The following is a 23,127-nucleotide window of genomic DNA, read 5'->3' as shown; positions in this document are numbered from 1 at the left end:
TACTCCTTAAGCTTCAACAGTGGATAAAACGCGTTCTGCAAACATTTCTGCAGTACGTGCAGCTGCCGCAGTCATAATGTCGAGGTTACCTGCATATTTAGGAAGATAATCACCTAAACCTTCAACTTCTAAGAAGATTGAAACACGGTTACCGTCAAATACAGGACCATTTACAAGTTTGTAACCTGGTACATATTTTTGAACTTCAAGAATCATCGCATGTACAGATGCTGTGATTGCTGCTTGATCTGGTTCACCTTCAACAAGACAGTGAACAGTATCACGCATCATCAGTGGTGGCTCAGCAGGGTTAATGATGATGATCGCTTTACCTTGTTTCGCACCGCCCACTTTTTCAATAGCGCCAGCAGTCGTACGAGTAAATTCATCAATGTTTTTACGTGTACCTGGACCCACAGATTTTGTTGAAACTGTTGCAATGATTTCGCCGTATTCAACAGGCTGAACACGTGAAATCGCTGCAACCATAGGAATCGTTGCCTGACCACCACATGTCACCATGTTGACGTTCGGAACTTCACCTGCGTCCAATAACGCTTCTAAGTTTACTGGTGGTACGCAGAATGGACCGATTGCAGCAGGTGTTAAGTCAATCATTAACACACCAAGTTCATTTAATTTGCGGCTGTTTTCAGCATGAACATAGGCAGAAGTTGCATCAAATGCGATTTTGATTTCGTCTTCAATTACGTGTGCAAGTAAACCATCTACGCCTTCAGCAGTGGTTTTTAAACCCATTTTAGCAGCGCGAGCCAAACCTTCAGACGTCGGGTCAATACCAACCATCCATACTGGTTCTAAAAATTCGCTGCGTTGAAGTTTGTAAAGCAAGTCAGTACCAATGTTCCCTGGACCGATCAATGCACATTTAATCTTTTTCATGAATGTGTACTCTTAAAAATTCCGTAAAATCCAAGCTTATTTCGCTGCAAATGCTGCAGTCACAGAACCAAAGCCTTCAATTTCAACTTTGAATTCATCACCAGGATTTGCCACAACCATTGGGCCTAAGGCACCGGTCAATACGATGTCACCTGCAAGCAATGGACGACCACGACGAACCATTTCGTCAGCCAACCACACTGCTGCATTTAATGGGTTAGAAAGACACGCTTTACCCACACCTTGTGAAACCACTTCTTCACCACGAGTCATGACCATTTTGCAATTTACAAGGTCAAGATCTGCAAGTTTTACAGGCTTAGAACCCAGTACAAAACCTGCTGAAGATGCGTTATCTGCCACAGTATCAATCAACGAGATTTTCCAGTTTTCGATACGGCTATCGACCACTTCAATGGCAGGCAGTGCATATTCTGTTGCACTAATAATGTCTGCATAGGTGTGTTTTTCTTTGGTCAAGTCTTGGTTAATCACCAAAGCAATTTCTGCTTCAACTTTTGGCTGAATCAATAAACCAGCAGGGATTTCTTCACCATCGCCATACGCCATGTCAGCAAACAACATACCGAAGTCAGGTTGATCAACGCCTAACTGCGCTTGTACAACTTTTGAAGTTAAGCCAATTTTACGACCTACAAGGCGACGACCTTCTGCCACCGCACGTTTGGTATTCACTTCTTGAACGGCATAAGCAATATCTACATCAGCACTTTCACCACCAAGTTGTGGACGGATCGGTGCAATCGCAGCCTGATTTACTTCCGCATCGCGTAATGCTTGCGCAACTGATTCAACAACAGCAGAATTCGACATCAATGTTTCCTTAAACTGCAAAAATTGGATGCACAACGTGTTTCATCCCGATCACCATCAAAATCAAAGTGATGAAAGTCATGTCAGGATTCGCCTAAAGCATTTCACTTGACATACTACACGTTATGTTTAGATGCATTTAGCATCGAGATTTTAGAAAGTGAATACCAATACTTATTTTATTTATGACTATAGCTATTAGCTATAAATTAATCATTATTTATTATTAATATTCAAAAACTTAAGTCAAAATAATTAGATAAAATTCACTATTTTTTTCGCCCTTAAATCTGAATCTCTACTAAAAAACTTGGCTTATACGACTAAAAGATAAGATTAAAAGATTATTTTAGCGTCAGGCCAGCTTTTACACATAGGTGTTCAATTTCATCTGATTTAGTTTAATAAATTAAAAAATTAAAAATAAATCAATAAACAACAATAAGATAAAACTAAAAATTCAAACAAAAAATCTATTCCAGCTTGTGGTAAAAGGCCAAATAGTTGCGCTCAACTTTTTAAGGTAAATTTGCTAGAAGACTGCTTGTTATTGTAGAAAAATCTAGTGTTATTACTTTTTTAAATAATTGAATTTACTCATTTCAACAACTAGAGCTTGCGTTACTATTCATTTGGTAACAAAAAAGGTGAAAACAAATTTCACCCTTTTTACTCGTTTGTATCCGCAACTAGACAGCGAGACGCAATTTAACGTGTTCCAGTAGAAATTCAGTCAAATCACCTACGCTATGTGCAATATGTAAGGGTTGAAAACACTGGAGTGTTTCTACAGTATGCACTCCATAGCTCACGCCTACACGTGGCATCTGAATATTGAGGGCCATTTCTAAATCATACGACGTATCACCAACCATAATGGCTTGATCGGCACGTAGTCCTGTTTCCGCCAAAATTTCTGCCAACATCAACGGATCTGGCTTAGATTTGGTTTCACTGGCTGCACGTGTCGCACGAAACAACTCATGACTTTGCGTTTGAGCCAAGACACGGTCTAGACCTTTACGACTTTTTCCTGTTGCAACAGCCAATTGTAGACCGGCATCGCGTAATTCCTGCAACATATCCGCGACACCATCAAACCACATATCCCCTTTGGAATGGGCCACATAGTGATCGGCATAACTTTGCAAAATGTCGCTGTGCAATTCAGGAACCGTCGGAAATAACCGCTGTGCGACTTCCGGCAGACCTAAACCAATAATACTTTTCGCATCAGCATCGGTCAGCGGCTGTGAATATTGATCTGCTGCAAATTTTAAACTCGCTACAATTTGACCCACAGAATCAAATAAAGTGCCATCCCAATCGAAAATGACTAGTTTTACAGCTGAGTTCATACGTTTTCCTAGATTTGATTCAGTGTTTGGTAATTCAGATTCTGGAGTGCATCAATTTATTTACCTCACCCCGGCCCTCTCCTTAAAGGAGAGGGAGAAAGAAAACTTACGAAGCAGTCCTGCTCAGGGAGAGAAGTCTCGTATTTAAAACTTACTCGTCATCTTCTGAAGACTTCACCACTTTGTCGGCTTTTTGCGCGCGTAGCTGCGCCACAAGGCTTTGCATATCTTCTGGCAATGGCGCTTCAATGGTTTGGTAACCCGGAATTTCTAAACGCATAGCATGCAGACATAAACGACGTGGCTTTGGACCACGGTATTCAGTTTCATGACCGTATTTTTCATCGCCCACCAATGGATGACCAATACTTAAACCATGTACACGGATCTGATGGGTACGGCCCGAAAGTGGAGACGCATACACCAATGTGGCATGCATAAAACGCTCTTTCACGTTCCACAGCGTCTTCGACTCTTTACCTTCTTTAGGTGATACACGAACACGACGCTCGCCATTTGCCAGTTCGTAACGATGCAAAGGCTGATCAATGAGCTGCTTATCCAAACTCACCACGCCTTTCACCACAGCAGCATAAGTTTTTTGGATTTTGTGCTCACGTAACATGTCTTGCAGGCTTTTTAACACACTACGTTTTTTCGAAATCATCACCAACCCAGAAGTGTCGCGGTCAATTCGGTGAATCAGCTCAAGGTATTTCTTCCCTGTTGCGGCACGTAAGCCTTCGATCAAGCCATACGCCACACCACTACCGCCGTGAACAGCAATACCAGAAGGTTTGTTTACCACCATTAAGCCTTCATCTTCGTACACCACACGGCTCAGTAAACTTTGTGCCACTTTGTCCGATACGGGAACCGCAGACTCATCTTTTTGCTCATAACGAATTGGAGCAACTCGAACTTGGTCACCAATATTGAGTTTGGTTTCCGCTTTGACGCGTTTTTTATTGACGCGAACTTGGCTTTCACGAATCAGACGATAAATGCGACTTTTAGGCACACCTTTCAGACGACTAAACAGGAAATTATCAATACGTTGACCCGCCTGATGCTCGTCCACTTCAAACCAGGTGACGCTTTGCCATTCTTGCGTAGAATTCATACAGTTACTGTGACCTAAAAAAATACTAAAATTGATTAAAAATTGATCATTTAAGCTATACTTTTCGCAAGAAACATAAGCTTAGCCCATAGGCAGATGATGCAAGGTTTGATATAGTCAGCGCACGGAAACCACCGTAACTGAGTAAAAGTTGATTCATTTCAGTATTTACTGTCATTGAACTTTCAAGCAATTACTCATTTAGCTCGGAAAGGTCCCAAAAGAATTATGCCGACGCCGAAGGCTTATTATATCGGCAAAACTGCAAACTGTTGCGTTTAATTGTGCCGTAGGTACATAAAACAGTTTGCCCCAAAAAAATATGTGCCAACCAAGGTTGGTTTTTAAACGTAAACTGATACACATCAGACCAGTCGCTCCCTGGAAATCGTGTTCAGGCCACAACGTTTGATGCATTGGATCTGCACAGTTTGTAAAGGTACGATGATAATTCCGTATCAAGACGCTCTATCAGATATGAATGGATGCTCTTCGAGCAATGTGACAGTGAAAGTTACTCACATCCAATGCACCGTTTGTCCGCCAGTGAAACGCGTTCAGGTGACTTTAATCGTTTAAAAGATTGAAGCCGTATTGCCATCATCAATACGTGAATCAAAAACCGTTGCCCGCCCAAAGAAGGTCGGTACACATGCACAGATGATGTTTTTCGATCTGTGCAACTTGATCCATGCTATCTGATGCTCGCTACGAGTCAGGCGATGTTCTTCTGTGTATCACTATTAGGTGTTACACCCATGAAACGTATGTTGATTAATGCAACACATGCCGAAGAAATTCGCGTTGCACTTGTCACTGGTCAGCGTCTTTACGATTTTGACTTAGAGAATCGTACCCGTGAACAAAAAAAATCGAATATCTATAAAGGTCATGTGACTCGCGTAGAGCCGTCTTTAGAAGCTGTATTTGTTGAATACGGTGCAGGTCGTCAAGGTTTCTTGTCGATGCGCGAAATAGCTAATTCTTATTACAAAGCAGATCCTCGCCAAACTTCAAACATCCGCGAATTGATCACTGAAGGCACTGAGCTTTTGGTTCAAGTGGAAAAAGAAGAACGTGGTAATAAAGGTGCTGCCCTTTCTACATTTATCTCTCTTGCTGGTCGTTATTTGGTCTTGATGCCAAACAACCCGAAAGGTGGCGGTATTAGCCGTCAAATTTCAGGTTCAGTTCGTGAAGAATTGAAAGAAATGTTGGCGTCTTTAAATGTCCCTCGTGGCATGAGCGTGATTGTACGTACTGCAGGTATTGGTCGTTCTCAAGAAGAACTGCAACTTGACCTTCAACACTTGCTGGACCTTTGGGCACAAATCCAAAGCACATCAAGTTCTGGTCCATCACCAATGTTGGTTCACCAAGAAGCCGGTGTGGTTACACGTGCGATCCGTGACTATTTACGTGATGATGTTGCTGAAATTCTGATTGACTCTGAGCAAGCGTATAACGAAGCGTATAACTTTGTTAAAGCAGTGATGCCACGTCAAATCGACAAATTAAAAACCTATACTTTAAATGAACCGTTATTCGCTCATTTTGGTATTGAAAGTCAAATCCAAACTGCCTATGAACGTGAAGTAAAACTTCCTTCTGGTGGTTCAATTGTGATTGACCAAACTGAAGCATTGGTTTCAATTGATATTAACTCTGCAAAATCAACACGTGGTAGCGACGTAGAAGATACAGCGCTCAATACCAACCTTGAAGCTGCAGAAGAAATTGCTCGCCAATTACGTTTACGTGATATCGGTGGTTTAGTTGTGATCGATTTCATCGACATGACCAAAGACCGTAACCAACGTATGGTTGAAGCTAAACTTCGTGAAGCAACACAAAGTGACCGTGCGCGTATCCAATTCGGTCAATTGTCACGCTTTGGTTTGATGGAAATGAGCCGTCAACGCTTACGTCCATCGCTTGAAGAAGCCACAGGTTATGTGTGCCCACGCTGTCATGGTACAGGTATGGTACGTGACCTACGTTCTTTATCACTTTCAATTATGCGTAAAGTGGAAGAAATTGCGCTACGCGAACGTCATGGTGAAGTTCAAGTTGAAGTGCCTGTTGAAATTGCTGCATTCTTATTGAATGAAAAGCGTCACAGCCTTGTATATCTTGAGCAAACTTCAAATGTACGTGTGACTGTACTTCCACACCCTCACCTAGAAACACCACATTACGAAATTTCGTATAACCCTGAAGGCTTTGCACCGACAAGCTATGAACGTACTGAAGCAACACGTTCTAGTGAAAAAGAATTGGGTTACGAAGCATCTGAGTGGCATTTAGGTGAAGAACAGGCCGCTGCTGCTCAGCAACAAGCACCTGTACAACAACAAGAAAAAGGCCACAAAAAGAATAAGCAACAACCTGTTGCTGCTCAACAAGCACCTGCACAAGTTGCAGCTCCTGCTGCATCATCTAGTCCATGTGCATGGTTAGAAAACTTATTTGTTCAAAAACAAGCTGCAACCGTTGACCAGTCTCGCACTGCAAACAATGCTGCTGCTGCAATTGAACAAATGGTGAATGGCGGTGCTGCAAGCCGTGGCCAGTTTGGTCAAATTACCCCTGCATCGGCAGCGCCTGCTGTTGTCGCAGATAATAATGCTTACCTTGCACCTTCTACTGTTGTGCATAAACAAGAACGTGACAGCCATTCAGAAAAAGCTGAACGTGAAGAAAAACGTCACAATAAAAAGCGTACTAAGCATAAAGAACCACGTGAACAAGAAGCTCAACCGCATCAAGTTCATGAAGAAGTGTTACAACCTTCACGTCAAGACCGTCAAGAACAGCGTAATAACGAAGCACGTCAAAACGAACGCCAAGAGCAACGTTCTGAACGTCAAGAACCGCGCCAAGACAACCGTCAAGACCAACGTGAAAACCGTCGTAACTCACGCCGTCAACACAACAACGAACAAGTGCAGCAAGATGTTCAAAACAATGAACAACCGCAGTCTGTTCCGCGTCGCGACCGCAACAACCAACAACGTCCAAATCGCCCAAATCGCCACCGCGATCAAAGCGTATTGAACGAGCAAGCGATTGCTCAGGAAGTTGCAGCTGAGCAACAACCTGAAAACCGCAATCAACGTCAACCTAAAGTTGAAGTTGTTGATGCACCACGTCAAGACGTGATGCCAACAGCACTTGTGGTGAATGTTGATCAAGCTCAAAGCGAAATCGTAGCACTAAATACTGCTCCAGCAGTTGAAAAAACTATAGAAACCCCAGTTGTCGAAAAGGCCGCTGTCGTTGAAGCAGCAAAAGTGGAAAAACCTGCGACTGAAACAAAAGAAGCAGCGCATAAACCACAGCATGCACAGCAAAAACCGTCTCGTGCAAGCAATGACCCACGTCAACGCCGCCGCGAACAGCGTGAAGCTCGTGCTCAACAAGCACAGGCTCCGAAAATTGCGCCATCTCAAGTGCCGACACTAAGTCAATACACTGTAAGCAGCTTGATTAAGCATGTATACGGTGAAGACTGCTCTGTACTGATTGAGCAATTTGGCTTAATTCCAACATTCAACCGTGCATTGCAAAAATTCACGGAAGAATATGCCGCGACTTTGACTACACCTGCAGCTGAAACAGCTGTAGAGAAAAAGCCTGTCACTCGTGATGTTCAAGTTGCAAAAGCTGCACCTGAAGCTGAACCAGCGCCAATGTTGGATTTGACACCACCAAAGCCTGTGTCAGATAAACGTGTTGCTAATGACCCACGTGAGCGTCGTCGCCTTGCTAAACTTGCCGCTGAACAAGCGAAACAAGACCAAGCAAAAGCACATGCTGAGGTGGAAGCTACGCCTGTCGCAGACACTGCTATTGAGGCGCCTGTAGTTGCAGAAGCTAAAGCTGCTACAGTTGAAGCCAATGTATCCGACGTTGCAATTCAAACTGAAGCACCTGAACCCGTTCAAGCTGAAGTACCGACACCCGTTCAAGCTGAACTGGATGTGAGTGCGCAGCCTGAAAAGACGGAAGAAGTGTCTGAAGCTCCTACTAAACCAGTAGAAGAAAAAGCTCAAGCCGTTGAAGCGGAAAAGAAAGTTGAGGTTCCTGTAGACGAGAACTCGGCCACTGAAGGTGAAAAACCTGCACGCCCTCGTCGTCCTCGCGGTCGTCCACCGAAAAAAGCAAACACCGCAACTGAGCAGTAATTTGCTATTTTGCAGGCGAATAAAAAAATCCAGTCATTTCGGTGACTGGTTTTTTTTTTGATACTTTTGTCAAATTAGGTTGATTGCACTAGATCGAAACGATTAAAAGACAATTGTAGAATTTGCTGCAAATTTCATTGCAAAGAAATAGACCGTATCGGATTACGAAAAATAAATAGGATTCACATGAGCCAAACTACACAACACGACCTTATTGGGATTGCTGATGTTGCAGCAAAAATTCCCGCGTTCATTAGCAAAGTACCCAACCTGTTGAGTGGTCTAAAGCAAGCCTATTTACGTACCCCAAATACTTCCGCAGGCTTAGGAATTGCATTTGAAAAAGCCGTAAAGCGTAATCCCAAAGGTTATGCACTTTATTTTGAAGAGCAAAGATATACCTATAACGAATTAAATGAATGGGCCAATCAAATTGGTCACTATTACCTAGCACTCGGTGCAAAAAAAGGTGATGTGATTGCGGTGATGATCGAGAACCGATCTGAACTCGTGGCAACTATCGTGGCATTAGCCAAAATTGGCGTCACTAGTGCCTTGGTCAACACCTCACAAGTCGGCAAAGTACTGACACACAGTATCAACTTAGTAAACCCAATTGCGGTAATTGTGGGCGAAGAATGCCGTCAAGCCGTAGAAGAGATTCGTAATGATCTCAGTGTGGCTGCAGATCGTTTACATTGGTTCGCAGATCAGGCCACCCGTGTAGATGCCGGTAAAGCACCTAAAGGCTTTTTAAACCTTGCAGTAGCGATTGATGAATTTCCAAAGTTCAACACACCCACCACTGCAAGTGTAAAAGGCAAAGACGGCCTATTTTATATCTACACCTCTGGGACAACAGGCTTACCTAAAGCGGTGATTTTCACCAACAGCCGTTGGACTTTGGCTTATGGAACATATGGTCACGTCCTTAATCTGAATAAAGATGATGTGATGTATGTGACCTTACCGCTCTACCATGCTACAGGTACTGTAGTTTGTTGGTGTGGGGTGATTGCCGGTAGCGCCACGCTTGCCCTGCGTCGCAAGTTTTCAACTTCATCGTTTTGGAAAGATGTACAAAAATTTGATGCGTCAGCCATTGGCTATGTGGGTGAGCTTTGCCGTTATTTGATGGATGCCCCACATTCAGACCTTGAAAAAGGCCATCGTGTGAAAAAAATGATTGGTAACGGCATGCGACCAAATATTTGGGATAAGTTTAAAGAACGCTTTGGGGTCGAAGAAGTCCTTGAACTCTATGCTTCAAGTGAAGGCAACGTTGGCTTTAGTAATGTATTTAACTTCGACAATACCGTTGGTTTTTCACCAACGCCTTATGCGATTATTCAGTTTGATAAAGAAAAAAATGAAGCTGTACATGATGCTAAAGGTCGCTGCATTAAAGTGAAAAAAGGCGAAGTCGGCTTACTCATCGGTAAAATTACCCGTCGCTCACCTTTTGATGGCTATACCGACACGGAAAAAAACAAATCCGTCATTATGAAAGATGTGTTCAAGCATGGTGATTCATACTTCAACACTGGCGACTTGGTCCGTGACATTGGCTTCCGACATGCACAATTTGTCGACCGTCTAGGCGATACCTTCCGCTGGAAAGGTGAAAACGTCTCAACCACTGAAGTTGAAAACATGGTGAGTGAGTACGATAAAATTGCTGAAGCTGTGGTTTATGGCGTAGAAATTCCAGACACCAATGGCCGTGCAGGTATGGCTGCCATTACACTGACTGATGGTACCGAACTCAACGAACAAGATTGTAGTGAAATGGTTCTACAATTTAAAAAATGCTTACCCGCTTATGCTGTACCGGTATTTTTACGTGTACAGAAAAAAGTCGAAACCACAGGCACATTTAAATACCAAAAAAACAAGCTGAAAGAACAAGCTTTTGATCCTAAGCAAACTGATGAACGTTTATTGGTATTGCTGCCAAATGCAACTGCTTACTGTGATTTAACTCCTGAAATTTATGCCAATATTCAGGCATATAAATACCGTTTCTAAATCAAACTGGCTCATTTTGACGACAATCACCCGTCAAAATGAGCCACATTGTTGTATTTATAATCAAACACAAGCAAGTTTATGATTTTTTACTTGCGCTTGAAGCAGATCTTGCTACAATACGCACCATCAAGCGAAATGGGTCGTTAGCTCAGTTGGTAGAGCAGTAGACTTTTAATCTATTGGTCCCGCGTTCGAGTCGCGGACGACCCACCATTTCCTTCGATACCACAAGATGGGTCGTTAGCTCAGTTGGTAGAGCAGTAGACTTTTAATCTATTGGTCCCGCGTTCGAGTCGCGGACGACCCACCATCTTTCTAAAATGCCAGTTTTAGATTACAATCTTGTGCATACCCCCTAAGGGTCGTTAGCTCAGTTGGTAGAGCAGTAGACTTTTAATCTATTGGTCCCGCGTTCGAGTCGCGGACGACCCACCATTCTTTCTTAGGGCTTCTTTCTTCCGGCAGTTGAAGAAAAAGAAACCTGCAGGTTCCGACCAAGACAAACCATCACCATTATTGGTTTTGATTCGCCATTCTCGAAATTTTGCTATAGCGATGTTGCGAAGTATCATTCTTGTCTTGCTAGATGAAGTATTTGACCTGAAAAATTTTAGATAACAAATATTCCCTAGTACTCAAAATTACGCGCTTCGTTTATCTTGCTAAAATTTTAAAATGTTATTTTAAAATTTTCTCAGGGTTGTTAGCTCAGTTGGTAGAGCAGTAGACTCTTAATCTATTGGTCGTGGGTTCGAACCCCACACAACCCACCAATTCTATTTAGTCTTAACTATGTCGTATTAATAATTCAATTTTTTATTTGCTAGTAACATTTGATCCACCAAGATCTGCGAATTTCACGCCGACACTCAAACGCAATTTATAATTTTATTTACTTCATTCGCAGTATTTAATTTGGATCTTTCACCAAGGTATAGGCATGTTGAGGCTGAGGATAACCCTTGGAAAATAATTCCTGATTTCGGTCGACTTCACCTTGACGAATTTTGTCTAAATCCATGGTGATTTTATTTTCGTTAATCACGTGATAATAAAAATTCACGCCTTCTTTTCGATGAACCACCAGCTCGGTATGTGCTTCATTAACACTCCACGTATCCTTACGGTATTTCACATTAATGCCTGGCGTATTGGTTTTTTCAGCAAACACTTTTCCAATTTGAATAATACTGCGGTGTACCGTGCCATCTGGTAATAAGTTGAGGATGAACTCTGCATCGCCTTCTGGGCATGGAATAAAACTGTCATCGCATTTTACTTTGGCATGAAAACGTCCAATAAAAATTTTGGCATGCTCAGGAACAGGAGCTGACTTTATTTCATCGTCATTCGGCAATGTCGCCTGCCCTGCTACTTGGGTTAATTTTTTTCCATGATCTTGCTTCGCTTGAACTTCCGATGCGACAGTTGATGCTGAACTTTCACCCTTATCCGCTGCAGGTTGATGCGTTGGACTACAGCCAATAAAAGAGAGGCTGAACACTCCTGCAAACACTGAAAGATATGCAAATTTCATCAAAAAAGGTGAAGCCGATGTTTTCATATAATGTGCCAAGACCAATCATTCATTGGTTTTTTCAGTTCTTGCTGACTTAATATTGTAATCAAAAAATCAACGCTGTATACATATATTTGCAATATATGTTAATCATATCTCATTGTTATCGTTGATATTTAATTAGTACTCAAGCTATTTTAAAGGCAAACTAATCAAACCAATTCTTCAAATTACATAACTTTACTTAATTTTTTTTCTGCACCCTTTAAATCGTAAAGCTTGTCACCATTTCTATAATATGAATTTGGAAATATTCAAATTTATTCTATTTTTTTAAGGAGACCTGAATGGCCAATGTTGGTTTATATCGCTCAAACCACTCTAACATGATTGCTGGTGTGATGGGGGGTATTGCTGAACGTTTTGGTTGGAACGCAAATTTACTGCGTATTATTTTTATCTTTGTATCATGCTTAAGCGCAGCCTTTCCCGGTATTTTGGTGTACTTGGTTTTATGGTTAGTCATGCCTAAAGCACAAGATAACTTTTTCCGTACCAATGGCTATTCAGACCCGATTCGTACTGTGAATGATGACAGACGTTAAAATCCCTTGACCCAGTTTGGTCGCTACGGTTTCTCCCCCAAGATTCCGTAGCTTTTTTTTGTCTACATATTGGCAAAGCCATATTTAAGTCTGATGAATTTAAATCAAAGTTTAAGGCTTAAGATTTTGTTTGCTGATTTAGCTGTTGATATAAGGCGGCAATCATATCGGCACGGCTAATCATTCCCACCAACCGTTTTTGCTCAACAACTGGAATATAATTAAAAGATCTTTCCACAAAATATGGCACCAAATCTTCAATCGGTTGATCAGGCTGCACGGTCACCACTTTGGGATTCATAATTTGATAAACGTGATTTTCCCAACTGGCCTTTGGGTCTGCGGCACGTTTAAACCATTCCACCACATCATATAAAGCCAAATTTCCCACCAAGCGATCCAAATCACTCACCACAGGCAAACTCATCAAATTGACTTGTTTAAACTTTTCCAACGCTGACTGAATATCATCTTCTGCACGCAGGGTAATCACTTGCTGACTCATGATGTCACGACAATGAAACTGGCTTAGGCCACGACGACTGGCTAATTGCTGTGCTTCTAAAATAATTTTTTGTAAGTCATATTCACTAATATCAAGCAACTGACTTTGCTGTTCTAAGACTTGCTGAATATCCGCTGGCTGAATCGACACTTTTTGTGTCGGTGTTGGATCTGTCGTCCGAGTATTGACTTGCGTTTTTTGTGGATACTGCTTGCCTAGTAATCGGTTATAAATGATAGCAACCACCATCAACAGCACCGAATTTAAAAGGACTGGATAAAAAAGAAAGGCATAGCCTAAATCATGGACTGCCTCTCCGCCCAATACCGCTGTAATCGCCACGGCTCCACTTGGTGGATGCAATGAGTCTGTGGTCATCATTAAGATAATCGCTAATGCAACCGCGATACTAAAAGCTTCTGTTAAATTAGGAATAAACATCGCACACGTCACGCCAATCAAGGCCGCAAGACTATTACCGACCACCATATTCCACGGCTGTGCCAATGGGCTGGCAGGTACAGCAAAGAGCAGCACAGACGATGCGCCCATCGGGGCGATATACCATGCATTTAAGTCACCTAGCGCCAGCCAACTGATCAGTGAAGAAATACTCAGACCCAGCAAAGCGCCTACCCCACATAGGATGCGGTCTTTTAAAGGCAGAACTTTAAAATTGGGTTTAAGTGTATTGAGCCAAGCTGATTTTGCGTGAAACACGAGATGCCTTGTTTGTTGTTTTGCGAGATGTGGCAATTATAAAGCCATGCAAGCAATAAGATGTATTCAACTTACATCTTTATCTTATAAATTTTACTTTTGATTCTTTTGAATGATGAATACGCCGCTTACTTGCGTAGTTTTATCCCAAGAAATGAGCCTAAAAGGCTCATTATATATTACTGATAATTAAAATAAAAAATCTATCAGCGCTCACATCTGCACTCACTAAAATAAAGGAACATTTAGGCGGTCAGCTTATTTATCTTGATCAATTAAATCTTCACTGCCATAAATAATTTTCTGAGCTGTTTCATCATACACAATAGGAAACCATTCATAATAAGCCGAAGGGATTCGTTCAACTCGAATACGTCCAATCACATAATTATGCCCACCCAATAAATCAACTGTGAATCGAGCTGGACGAGCGATAACTAGCTGTGAATTATGATCAATGACGAGCTTAGTTTTCCCTTGTTCTACCGCGGTGGTAAACCGTCCATGAATAGGTGAGTCAAAAGCCATTCCTCGTGTGACTTTTCGCGTCCCCTGCTGACCATTGACCTCTAGCAAAAGACCTTCGCTCATTTGATACTTTGAACTGACCATGAGCTGCTGTTTAATCACCTTCTTACATTCAGCGTTGCAAGAATTTGTAATAGTCGCAATTTTTGAAGCTTGAAGTGATGAATCTGAATACAAAGCTACAGGCGTCGTACTACAGGCAGATAGCACCATACTTATCACAATAAAAGACTTCTTAAACATTGTTATCGCTCATCATTAAATTTATTCATCCACTTTATGCCACAAGTAACTTCGTTTTTATTCTGTACAATAGGAAAATATAAAATTCTGCACATCATTAAAACATCAAAGCTTGGTTCAAGATTGATTAACCCTTTGCCACACACCCCCAAAATCCTTATAATTGAGCACAATTTTTATCTAATTTTAAGTGGATGACCATGAGTCGCGCCATATCGCATATTGATACCTTCCAAGGCTTAATTCTTGCCTTACAAAACTACTGGGCTGAACAAGGCTGTGTAATTCTTCAACCTTACGATATGGAAATGGGTGCGGGTACATTCCACACTGCAACTTTCCTACGTGCCTTAGGCCCTGAAACTTGGAACGCTGCTTATGTTCAGCCATCTCGCCGTCCGAAAGATGGCCGTTATGGTGAGAACCCAAACCGCCTACAACACTACTACCAGTTCCAAGTCGTGTTGAAACCAAACCCAGACAACATCCAACAGTTGTACTTAGATTCATTAAAAGCCATTGGTATTGACACCCTTGTTCACGACATTCGTTTCGTGGAAGATAACTGGGAATCTCCAACACTTGGCGCATGGGGCTTAGGTTGGGAAGTTTGGTTAAACGGTATGGAAGTAACTCAGTTCACTTACTTCCAACAAGTTGGTGGTGTTGAGTGCTACCCTGTGACAGGTGAAATCACTTACGGTCTAGAACGTCTAGCGATGTACCTCCAAGGTGTAGACTCTGTTTACGATTTGGTTTGGACTAAAGGTCAGTTTGGTACAGTGACCTATGGCGACGTGTTCCACCAAAACGAAGTTGAACAATCAACCTATAACTTCGAATATGCCAACGTTGAAAAAATGTTTGAACTCTTCGACTTCTATGAAGCGGAAGCGACTCGTTTAATGGAAGCGGAACTTCCACTTCCTGCTTACGAGCAAGTGATTAAAGCATCGCATAGCTTTAACTTGCTTGATGCACGTGGCGCAATTTCAGTAACTGAACGTCAACGTTATATTTTACGTGTCCGTACATTGGCTCGTGCTATTGCACAAAGCTATGTCGCTGCGCGTGCGAAGCTTGGCTTCCCGATGGCAGAACCTGCTTTACGTGACGAAGTCCTTGCTCAACTCAAAGCTCAAGTTGAAGCGGAAGCAAAAGTAGAATCTAAGGAGAGCAAATAATGTCTAAACATACAGTATTGTTCGAATTAGGCTGCGAAGAACTTCCACCCAAAAGCTTAAAAAAATTACGTGATGCGCTACATGCAGAAACGGTAAAAGGCTTAAAAGACGCAGGTCTAGCATTCGATTCAATCGAAGCATATGCAGCACCACGCCGCCTTGCACTTAAAATTGTGAATGTTGATGCAGCGCAAGCTGACACTCAAAAACGTTTTGATGGCCCTGCGAAACAAGCAGCATTTGATGCCGAAGGCAAACCGACTAAAGCACTTGAAGGCTTTATGCGCGGTCAAGGCATTACAGTTGATCAAGTATCAACTTTCCAAGCGGGTAAAGTTGAAAAAGTGTGCTACTTAAAAGATGTAAAAGGTCAAAGCCTTGATGTTTTACTTCCACAAATTTTACAAGCCGCTTTAGATAACCTACCTATTGCAAAACGCATGCGTTCTACTGCAAGCCGTACTGAATTTGTACGTCCTGTAAAATGGGTTGTGTTGTTGAAAGACAGTGATGTGATTGAAGCAACAATTCAGGATCACCAAGCAGGTAACGTGACTTATGGTCACCGTTTCCATGCTCCTGAAGCAATTACACTTGCAAATGCCGATGCTTATCTTGATGCCCTGCGTACTGCAAAAGTGATTGCAAACTTTGAAGAGCGCCAAGCCATCATCGACCAACAAGTGAAAGCTTTGGCTGATGAAGTGAATGCCTTTGCGATTGTCCCTGCGGACTTACGTGACGAAGTAACAGCATTGGTTGAATGGCCAGTTGCGCTTCGTGCAAGCTTTGAAGAACGCTTCCTTGCAGTGCCTCAAGAAGCACTCATCACGACGATGCAGGACAACCAAAAGTACTTCTGCTTAGTGAATAGCGACAATAAACTTCAACCGTACTTCATTACCGTGTCAAACATTGAGTCGAAAGATCCGTCTCAAATTATTGAAGGGAATGAAAAAGTTGTTCGTCCACGTTTGTCAGATGCTGAATTCTTCTTCTTACAAGACCAAAAGCAACCGCTTGCATCTCGTAAAGAGAAACTTGCAAACATGGTGTTCCAAGCAGAACTTGGCACACTATGGAACAAGTCTGAACGTATCGCGACTTTGGCTGTTGCACTTTCTGCAATCACTGGTGCAAACCCAGCTGATGCTGAAAAAGCTGCCCTGCTGGCAAAATGCGACTTAACATCTGAACTTGTGGGTGAATTCCCTGAGCTTCAAGGTATTGCGGGTACTTACTACGCACGTATTGAAGGCGAAAACGATGAAGTTGCTGAATCTTTAGGTGAACAATACTTACCTAAATTTGCAGGTGACGTTTTACCAAAAACCAAGACAGGTACAACGCTTGCGCTTGCAGACCGTTTAGATACGCTCACAGGTATTTTTGGTATTGGTCAGGCGCCTACAGGTTCTAAAGACCCGTTTGCATTACGCCGTTCTGCGATTGGTATTTTGCGTCTTGTGACTGAAAATGATTTAGATGTTTCGATTGAAGATCTAATCAAACTTGCACTTGCTGCTTATGGCGATGTATTGAAAGATCACGATAAGACTTTAGCGGATGCTGTCGCATTCCTTGAAGGTCGTTACCGTGCGAAATACGAAGACCAAGGTGTGGCTGTAGACGTGATTCAAGCTGTTCAAGCACTTTCTCCAAAATCACCACTTGATTTTGACAAACGTGTAAATGCGGTAAATCATTTCCGTGACCTCCCTGAAGCTGCTGCACTTGCCGCTGCAAACAAACGTGTTGCAAACATTCTAGCGAAAGAAGCTGCTCCTGAAGGCGCTGTGGTTGAAGCAAACTTGGTAGAAGATGCTGAGAAAGCATTGTTCGCTGAGCTTGCGAAAATCACACCTGTGGTTGAGCCGTTATTTGCTGCGAAGGACTACACTGCTGCATTGTCTGCACTTGCTGCACTTCGTGCGCCAGTCAATGCGTTCTTTGACGGTGTGATGGTGATGGCAGATGATGCAGACCTGAAAGCAAACCGTTTACGTATGCTTGCACAGTTGCGTGGCTTATTTACAGCAGTTGCGGATATTTCAGTGTTACAGCACTAATATGACAATCTATAGCGATTCTCCAATTGCTCTAGCAATTTTCGAGCTCTTCTCAGAGCTCGAAAATTGGATCCTAGAAAACCATTCTGATTTACCTCATGGTGCAGTCAAAGCATTTATTTTTGGTGGATGTGCTTTTCATATTCACACTAATGCTCGAGGTAGTAATGATATTGATGCACACATAGAAGCTATCAAAGAGTTAAAGAAAGATGAAATTTATTTATTCCTAGAAGGAAATGATATCGAATATTTAGATAACCATAATCTTGAAACCAATTTAGAATTTGACCGCGGATTCAATACTAGCTTAGCTTCTATTGATCCTGACTACGATGAACGTATAATTCCTCTCGTAACAGAACATGTGGTTGAGGTTTACTTAGTTTCTGGTCTAGACCTAGCCGTTTCCAAGTTAGCTCGTCTATCTGATCGCGATATAGAAGATATTAAAGAGCTATTTCTTAGAAATAAATTCACTCTTGAAGAATTTGAAAAATCAGCGAATAATGCTATGGATTACTATGCAACTCCGCAACAGTTAGAATCCAACATCAGATACATGATTTCGATCTTGTCAGAACTCAGAGATTAATTGTATGGATCAAGTAGAATTTGAAAATGCTTTGAAAAAACTATTAAAGCAGCCCCTAACCTCTGCCACATTTGAGGAGGTTCGACCTGTGGCTGAAGCATTACTGTATTCAGAATTTCTACCGTCCGTTACATTACATCTAAATAGACTAGAGAAACGCCGTCTTGTTTTCTTACTAGAAAAATTTAGACGCTATTCTTGTTCCAGCGTATCTAGAAGACAACAACTCAAATCCTTTTCACAATCAATGAATGTTCAGCATACTTATAGAGTTCATGATGTCAGAACATTAGTTGATCCTTTAGCTAAAAAATATGGATTAAATGAGGATTTAAATCATCTAAAACCCCAATTGCTCAGCTTACAAACACGACATTATTCTCACGTTTAAATAAATCAATCAAAACCCTTTAAATAAAAATTACTCACTTAAGATTTGAAAATACAAAAACCTTTAGAGCAGTAAGCACAAAACAAGCTCAATATAAAAACAAAGAACCTCTCTCCGTCATCGAATACATCATGATTGCTATGCTCCCGCCAATCATAGCTGAATTTTTAATATTTTCAGGAGCTGAGCGCAACTTTTGATTTTATTTTTCTACCTATACAATCATCATTCTGGCATTACTATACATCCAATATAAAAAACAAAATCAGATAGATCTACCGATCCGTAAAATCGAATAGCATGAATATCTTAGACTAGAACCTTAAGCCTATAGCCAATAATTCACCAATTCCCTATACTCAAAGACAACAACACTCAACAAGAATGAAACTTATGAAATTGAAAGCATTCCTTTTGACTGGTCTTGCGGGTCTAACACTTTCTGCATGTACATCTGCACCAACGATTCCACAACTTGAAACTGGTGTATTACAAGAAGTTCAAAACATTGATGTCTACCCAGATACCACGGATAACAAAGCAAAACTGACTAAATTTGTAGATAAATGCGTGATTGAATTTACAGGCAATTTAGAAGAAGCAAAATCGGTTGAACAATGGTCATTTAAAGGCTTAACCCTGATTTCAGGTGGTACAGCAACCTTTGCTAAAGACGGCACAAGTTCAGCACACAATTTTGATTTAAATGCTGCGGATGTACAAAAGAACTTCCTTGCATTACGCGGTCATTTTGCAAAAGATGCACTTACACAATGTGAATAAATGATAAAAACCATATCTCCAAATGGGGGTATGGTTTCATTTTTCCTTGAATCTTGAACTATAATCCGTTCAAACCCATTATTTTTTATGATGAAAATCGTAACTAGAACCACACCACAGCAACGCGCAAATCACATATAAGCCACTGTATTTTCATAAAATTACAATACTACGTTAACTTAACTAAGTTTCCACATTTCAAACTTCCGCGTATCTGAGCTGTTATCGCATTGTGTGACTTATCGCACAAAACCACTTTTTGCTTTTTTTTTACTCTTAAGATGTCCTCTGCTCCAAAAGCGCAAATGCTGAGTGCAACAGCAGCGTTCAATAAAAGAGGACAAATGCAAAGATGAAACCTTTATTTAAAACAACACTGATCACCGCAGCATTATTCGCAACCACCCCACTATTTGCGAACACCGCAGTAGAAGCCAATGCGAAAGTTGAAACACAGCAACCGTCTGTACTGCAAAATCTAAAACAAGACATTAATCAGTCTGCGCATACAGCCGGTGACAAAATTGAAAAAGGCGTCGATAAGACCAAAACATTCACCCAAGAAAAATGGCAAGACACCAAAGAATTCAGTGCTGACAAAAAGCAAGATGCAAAAAATAAATGGGCTGACCTAAAACAGTCTAAAGATGAAAAGTCAGATGCAGCGAAAGCCAAGATCGATGCCAAGGCTGAGCAAAATAAAGCTAAGCTTGATGAGCGCAAAGCACAGCTCGATGAAAAAGCTGCAAAAGACAAAGCAAAACTTGATGAACGTAAAAGCAATGTCGACAACAAAGTTGATCAAACCAAGAGCTATTTAGGTGAAAAAGCTCAGGAAGGTCGCCAATTTGCCAGTGAAAAATGGCAACAAACCAAAGCGAATTTCCAAAAAGGTCAAGAAGCCAATGTGAGTGGCAGTAGCAATGTACAGTTGCAAACGCCTGTCGCACAAGCTGAAGTCCATAGCTCACATGAAGCCAGCTTAGGTGCTCACAAATAAGTAAACTGGCTTTCATACCCTCTCCTCCAGAGAGTAGGCTCACCCTTCGGTGGGCCTTTTTTACCTTATGCAAAATACAAACGTGTACAAAGCTGTCATTTGCTGTATTGATTTTGCTAAGGCAAGTTTTTTTCGCTGCAATTTTTCCTATAATGCGTTAAAACCATTCATCAGATAGAAAATCTATAAAACTCAGAGGTGAAGCTGTGAAGATTTCATTAAAAGCAACGTTATGCCTAAGCTTAATATTCACGACACCCATGCTTTGGGCACAAGAAAACACGGCAGCGCAAAGTACTGAGCAACAAGCGAAAAAACCTGTGAGCCCTTATGGCGATAATCCAAATTTATTGCATGTGTGGGCCTATAAAGCCCAAGAAGGCGTGGTCGGTGCTGCTAAAAATATTGGTGAAATGACTGAACGTGGAATTTCTAAAATTAAGCCTTCGGTCAACCAAGCTTGGGACAATACGAAAACTGCTACTCAAAATACAGTACAACAGGTTGATCAGGGCGCACAGCAAGCCACCCAAAACGTCAATGAAAAATTGAAGCAAACCCGTGAAAATATCACAGGCAAAACCAGCCAACCTGCGCCCATTAGCCAACAGTCGTTGAGTGAACCGTCTTCAGGCAATACAATCAATACGGCTCCGAGCAACAATGCGGGGCAAAATAACAATCAATATCCACAAAGTAGCTATCCATCGAGTTCAACGTCTACGACCTATCCAGTGACTGATTTATAATTTAGCACCACATTTAAAAGCTCAACTTTGGTTGGGCTTTTTTAAAACCAAAATTAAATACTTTTGGTCTTTGGCCTATGCCTATAAAAACAATGAATTAATGAGAAAAAAATGCGAATTTTATTTGGTATCTTGCTTGGCATTCTGCTCTGTGTTGGCTCTATGATTGGCTTACAACGTTTTCCACAATTGTTGAAAAGTTATCCACAGTTGCAAACTATTTTTCCCCAATTGTACGATTCATACCAATATAACCATGATGCCGAAGGTAAATTATTACAAACCTTAGAGATGCTAGATGACGAAGAATACAAATCGACTGAAGGCAATGAAGCGACGTTGTATCAACTTGATGGTCAATGCAAAATAAACCTCTATGTTTTTGGTGAATCCTATCAAAGCCTAACAAGTTTCTATTTTCACAATGATCAGATTTTACGTGCCTATGAGACAAATTTGATCTACCCAAATGGTGGCTTTAATCCTGTACCCAATACCAAAGAGCCTTTTAAACTCGAAAAAAGTTATTTACGAATCATGATGCCAAACAGTATCAAGACTGAACTTGAATTTGAGCGGATCAAAAATCATTTCAAACCAGCCTTCATTAAAGCCTGTTAATGCTGTGCATCTTCACTTTGAAGCGATTCACCACACTGTAAAAGTGTTATTGCTTACAGAGATATACCGCACGTACGGTCAATGCCATACAGAGCTGTAAAAGCATCAATCCAACACAGAAAAAGCAGTGTTAAAGACAAAATTTAGTTGACCTGACGACGAGGATGGCCCGCTTCAAAGGCTTCTACATTTTCCACCAATTGCTGCACAATGCGTTGTCGTGCATCGACGCTTCCCCATGCACTATGTGGGGTAATGATTAAATTTGGAATACTTGGGTCGAGCAGCACATTACCCTGCTTGGGTGGCTCAACCGTCAAGACATCGGTTGCTGCGCCTGCGATCGTGCCTGATTTTAATGCCTCAGCTAAGGCAGTTTCATTGACAACACCACCTCGTGCGCAATTGATCACAAAGGCCGATGCTTTCATTTGAGCCAAGCTTTCATGATTGAGTAAATCACGAGTTTCATCAGTTAAAGGACAATGTAAACTCAGAAAATCGACCTGCGCTAGCATCTCAGAAAATGCTACACGCTCAGCCGCCATAGGTCGATTCGGTAGCGCACCAATCATAATTTTCATGCCAAAAGCTTTAGCCAAATGGGCCACGGCTTGCCCCAATTCGCCATAACCAACAATCCCCAAAGTCTTACTAGCCAACTCAATAATTGGAAAATCCAGTAAGCAGAACTGATCCGCTTTTTGCCAATCTCCCTGTTGGACCGCCCGATCATACTGTCGAAATGATGTCGCCAAGTTCAACATTAACATCAAGGTATGCTGTGCGACCGCAGCGGTGCCATAAGCTTGGCAATTACACACCACGATGCCTTGTTGCTGTGCGTGTACAAGGTCAACATTATTGGTGCCAGTAGCAGAAATCAAGATCAGTTTTAATTGCGGATTGAGCTGCATGTGCTCAGCATTGATGTGTACTTTATTGCTGATAATCACATCAGCCCCTTGTATGCGCTGAGCAACCTCTGCAGCCGTTGTTGCGGGATAGAGTGTCAATTCATCAAACTGTGCGTCTAGTCCGCTAAAATCTAAGTCCTGTTTATCTAGAGACTGATAATCTAGAAATACCGCTTTCATGGCTGCTTCCCTTCTGGCCGATTATAAAGATTCGATTGTGAATGATTAAAACCTGTGATGCACCAAAGTGCAATCGAATAGC

Annotated in this window: 19 protein-coding genes, 4 tRNA genes and 1 pseudogene; 15 read left to right on the top strand and 9 right to left on the bottom strand. The window is 41.7% G+C overall.

Annotation, left to right across the window (positions count from 1 at the left end; translation table 11 throughout):
* Positions 1 to 6 precede the first annotated feature (6 nt).
* The 5 genes and pseudogenes from FTU17_RS00625 to FTU17_RS17705 form a co-directional block, all read right to left on the bottom strand.
* A complete protein-coding gene (locus tag FTU17_RS00625; protein WP_180134481.1) occupies positions 7 to 903 on the bottom strand; it encodes an acetaldehyde dehydrogenase (acetylating) in 897 nt (298 codons plus the stop codon).
* Positions 904 to 939: 36 nt separating this feature from the next.
* Entirely contained in the window at positions 940 to 1,737 is a 798-nt protein-coding gene (mhpD, locus tag FTU17_RS00620; RefSeq protein WP_078189749.1) for a 2-keto-4-pentenoate hydratase, read from the bottom strand.
* 689 nt (positions 1,738 to 2,426) lie between these two features.
* On the bottom strand, positions 2,427 to 3,095 hold the full coding sequence (locus FTU17_RS00615; RefSeq protein ID WP_111884106.1) for an HAD-IA family hydrolase: 669 nt from the start codon (positions 3,093 to 3,095) through the stop codon (positions 2,427 to 2,429).
* Positions 3,096 to 3,246: 151 nt separating this feature from the next.
* A complete protein-coding gene (locus tag FTU17_RS00610; protein ID WP_078189751.1) occupies positions 3,247 to 4,218 on the bottom strand; it encodes an RluA family pseudouridine synthase in 972 nt (323 codons plus the stop codon).
* A gap of 55 nt (positions 4,219 to 4,273) precedes the next feature.
* Positions 4,274 to 4,582: pseudogene (locus FTU17_RS17705) on the bottom strand (hypothetical protein).
* Between the two features lie 394 nt (positions 4,583 to 4,976).
* On the opposite strand from FTU17_RS17705, the gene FTU17_RS00605 reads away from it, so the two are divergent.
* From FTU17_RS00605 to FTU17_RS00580, 6 genes are all read left to right on the top strand, one after another.
* Positions 4,977 to 8,405 carry an Rne/Rng family ribonuclease gene (locus FTU17_RS00605; RefSeq protein ID WP_180134480.1) on the top strand — a complete coding sequence of 1,143 codons (3,429 nt, stop codon included), beginning with the start codon at positions 4,977 to 4,979 and terminating at the stop codon, positions 8,403 to 8,405.
* A gap of 186 nt (positions 8,406 to 8,591) precedes the next feature.
* Positions 8,592 to 10,433, top strand: coding sequence for a long-chain-acyl-CoA synthetase (locus FTU17_RS00600; RefSeq protein ID WP_180134479.1), 1,842 nt, complete (start codon positions 8,592 to 8,594; stop codon positions 10,431 to 10,433).
* Positions 10,434 to 10,573: 140 nt separating this feature from the next.
* A tRNA-Lys gene (locus tag FTU17_RS00595) sits at positions 10,574 to 10,649 on the top strand.
* Between the two features lie 21 nt (positions 10,650 to 10,670).
* Positions 10,671 to 10,746, top strand: a tRNA-Lys gene (locus FTU17_RS00590).
* A 49-nt stretch (positions 10,747 to 10,795) separates the two neighbouring features.
* A tRNA-Lys gene (locus tag FTU17_RS00585) sits at positions 10,796 to 10,871 on the top strand.
* A gap of 262 nt (positions 10,872 to 11,133) precedes the next feature.
* Positions 11,134 to 11,209, top strand: a tRNA-Lys gene (locus tag FTU17_RS00580).
* 137 nt (positions 11,210 to 11,346) lie between these two features.
* Here the strand turns inward: FTU17_RS00580 and FTU17_RS00575 are convergent.
* Positions 11,347 to 12,000: a hypothetical protein gene (locus FTU17_RS00575; protein ID WP_180134478.1), complete on the bottom strand. Its 654-nt coding sequence runs from the start codon at positions 11,998 to 12,000 to the stop codon at positions 11,347 to 11,349.
* Between the two features lie 302 nt (positions 12,001 to 12,302).
* On the opposite strand from FTU17_RS00575, the gene FTU17_RS00570 reads away from it, so the two are divergent.
* Entirely contained in the window at positions 12,303 to 12,560 is a 258-nt protein-coding gene (locus FTU17_RS00570) for a PspC domain-containing protein (protein ID WP_180002930.1), read from the top strand.
* Positions 12,561 to 12,678: 118 nt separating this feature from the next.
* Here FTU17_RS00570 and FTU17_RS00565 read toward each other — a convergent pair whose 3' ends face one another.
* Both FTU17_RS00565 and FTU17_RS00560 read right to left on the bottom strand, forming a co-directional pair.
* Entirely contained in the window at positions 12,679 to 13,785 is a 1,107-nt protein-coding gene (locus FTU17_RS00565; RefSeq protein WP_180134477.1) for an HPP family protein, read from the bottom strand.
* 258 nt (positions 13,786 to 14,043) lie between these two features.
* Positions 14,044 to 14,556, bottom strand: a complete 513-nt coding sequence (locus FTU17_RS00560) for a hypothetical protein (RefSeq protein ID WP_180041347.1) — start codon at positions 14,554 to 14,556, stop codon at positions 14,044 to 14,046.
* A gap of 200 nt (positions 14,557 to 14,756) precedes the next feature.
* Between FTU17_RS00560 and glyQ the strand changes: the two genes are divergently transcribed.
* The 8 genes from glyQ to FTU17_RS00520 all read left to right on the top strand — a co-directional run bounded on the left by glyQ (position 14,757) and on the right by FTU17_RS00520 (position 21,948).
* Positions 14,757 to 15,740 (top strand): glycine--tRNA ligase subunit alpha, encoded by a 984-nt coding sequence (glyQ, locus tag FTU17_RS00555; RefSeq protein ID WP_067666981.1) that lies wholly within the window; start codon positions 14,757 to 14,759, stop codon positions 15,738 to 15,740.
* Entirely contained in the window at positions 15,740 to 17,809 is a 2,070-nt protein-coding gene (glyS, locus tag FTU17_RS00550) for a glycine--tRNA ligase subunit beta (protein ID WP_180134476.1), read from the top strand. Before glyQ ends, glyS begins: the two co-directional genes overlap by 1 nt.
* A 1-nt stretch (position 17,810) precedes the next feature.
* The gene (locus FTU17_RS00545; protein WP_180041344.1) at positions 17,811 to 18,404 is read left to right on the top strand and encodes a DUF6036 family nucleotidyltransferase; all 594 of its coding nucleotides are present in this window, start codon (positions 17,811 to 17,813) and stop codon (positions 18,402 to 18,404) included.
* A gap of 4 nt (positions 18,405 to 18,408) precedes the next feature.
* Positions 18,409 to 18,795 (top strand): hypothetical protein, encoded by a 387-nt coding sequence (locus FTU17_RS00540; protein WP_180041342.1) that lies wholly within the window; start codon positions 18,409 to 18,411, stop codon positions 18,793 to 18,795.
* Between the two features lie 393 nt (positions 18,796 to 19,188).
* On the top strand, positions 19,189 to 19,578 hold the full coding sequence (locus FTU17_RS00535; protein WP_078189759.1) for a hypothetical protein: 390 nt from the start codon (positions 19,189 to 19,191) through the stop codon (positions 19,576 to 19,578).
* Positions 19,579 to 19,930: 352 nt separating this feature from the next.
* Positions 19,931 to 20,578 carry a hypothetical protein gene (locus FTU17_RS00530; protein WP_180026632.1) on the top strand — a complete coding sequence of 216 codons (648 nt, stop codon included), beginning with the start codon at positions 19,931 to 19,933 and terminating at the stop codon, positions 20,576 to 20,578.
* Between the two features lie 260 nt (positions 20,579 to 20,838).
* On the top strand, positions 20,839 to 21,327 hold the full coding sequence (locus tag FTU17_RS00525) for a hypothetical protein (RefSeq protein WP_180116720.1): 489 nt from the start codon (positions 20,839 to 20,841) through the stop codon (positions 21,325 to 21,327).
* A 111-nt stretch (positions 21,328 to 21,438) separates the two neighbouring features.
* Positions 21,439 to 21,948 carry a hypothetical protein gene (locus tag FTU17_RS00520; protein WP_180134475.1) on the top strand — a complete coding sequence of 170 codons (510 nt, stop codon included), beginning with the start codon at positions 21,439 to 21,441 and terminating at the stop codon, positions 21,946 to 21,948.
* A gap of 143 nt (positions 21,949 to 22,091) precedes the next feature.
* On the opposite strand, the gene FTU17_RS00515 is transcribed toward FTU17_RS00520, so the two are convergent.
* On the bottom strand, positions 22,092 to 23,045 hold the full coding sequence (locus FTU17_RS00515) for a 2-hydroxyacid dehydrogenase (protein WP_180134474.1): 954 nt from the start codon (positions 23,043 to 23,045) through the stop codon (positions 22,092 to 22,094).
* Between the last annotated feature and the right edge of the window lie 82 nt (positions 23,046 to 23,127).

Origin of the sequence: Acinetobacter sp. YH12070 (assembly GCF_013419625.1) — a bacterium.
In the GTDB taxonomy this organism is placed as follows: Bacteria; Pseudomonadota; Gammaproteobacteria; order Pseudomonadales; family Moraxellaceae; genus Acinetobacter; species Acinetobacter amyesii.
The sequence above is the reverse complement of the archived record's forward strand: the minus strand, read 5'-3'. Positions and strand labels throughout refer to the sequence as shown.

Excerpts from the sequence above, each read along its gene's own strand:
- FTU17_RS00625 (WP_180134481.1), bottom strand. The coding sequence starts at position 903 with ATGAAAAAGATTAAATGTGCATTGATCGGTCCAGGGAACATTGGTACT.
- FTU17_RS00600 (WP_180134479.1), top strand. The coding sequence starts at position 8,592 with ATGAGCCAAACTACACAACACGACCTTATTGGGATTGCTGATGTTGCA.
- FTU17_RS00515 (WP_180134474.1), bottom strand. The coding sequence starts at position 23,045 with ATGAAAGCGGTATTTCTAGATTATCAGTCTCTAGATAAACAGGACTTA.
- FTU17_RS00535 (WP_078189759.1), top strand. The coding sequence starts at position 19,189 with ATGAAATTGAAAGCATTCCTTTTGACTGGTCTTGCGGGTCTAACACTT.
- FTU17_RS00610 (WP_078189751.1), bottom strand. The coding sequence starts at position 4,218 with ATGAATTCTACGCAAGAATGGCAAAGCGTCACCTGGTTTGAAGTGGAC.
- FTU17_RS00575 (WP_180134478.1), bottom strand. The coding sequence starts at position 12,000 with ATGAAAACATCGGCTTCACCTTTTTTGATGAAATTTGCATATCTTTCA.
- FTU17_RS00520 (WP_180134475.1), top strand. The coding sequence starts at position 21,439 with ATGCGAATTTTATTTGGTATCTTGCTTGGCATTCTGCTCTGTGTTGGC.
- FTU17_RS00560 (WP_180041347.1), bottom strand. The coding sequence starts at position 14,556 with ATGTTTAAGAAGTCTTTTATTGTGATAAGTATGGTGCTATCTGCCTGT.
- FTU17_RS00605 (WP_180134480.1), top strand. The coding sequence starts at position 4,977 with ATGAAACGTATGTTGATTAATGCAACACATGCCGAAGAAATTCGCGTT.
- FTU17_RS00615 (WP_111884106.1), bottom strand. The coding sequence starts at position 3,095 with ATGAACTCAGCTGTAAAACTAGTCATTTTCGATTGGGATGGCACTTTA.
- FTU17_RS00570 (WP_180002930.1), top strand. The coding sequence starts at position 12,303 with ATGGCCAATGTTGGTTTATATCGCTCAAACCACTCTAACATGATTGCT.
- FTU17_RS00525 (WP_180116720.1), top strand. The coding sequence starts at position 20,839 with ATGCTTTGGGCACAAGAAAACACGGCAGCGCAAAGTACTGAGCAACAA.
- FTU17_RS00545 (WP_180041344.1), top strand. The coding sequence starts at position 17,811 with ATGACAATCTATAGCGATTCTCCAATTGCTCTAGCAATTTTCGAGCTC.
- glyQ (WP_067666981.1), top strand. The coding sequence starts at position 14,757 with ATGAGTCGCGCCATATCGCATATTGATACCTTCCAAGGCTTAATTCTT.
- glyS (WP_180134476.1), top strand. The coding sequence starts at position 15,740 with ATGTCTAAACATACAGTATTGTTCGAATTAGGCTGCGAAGAACTTCCA.
- FTU17_RS00540 (WP_180041342.1), top strand. The coding sequence starts at position 18,409 with ATGGATCAAGTAGAATTTGAAAATGCTTTGAAAAAACTATTAAAGCAG.
- FTU17_RS00530 (WP_180026632.1), top strand. The coding sequence starts at position 19,931 with ATGAAACCTTTATTTAAAACAACACTGATCACCGCAGCATTATTCGCA.
- mhpD (WP_078189749.1), bottom strand. The coding sequence starts at position 1,737 with ATGTCGAATTCTGCTGTTGTTGAATCAGTTGCGCAAGCATTACGCGAT.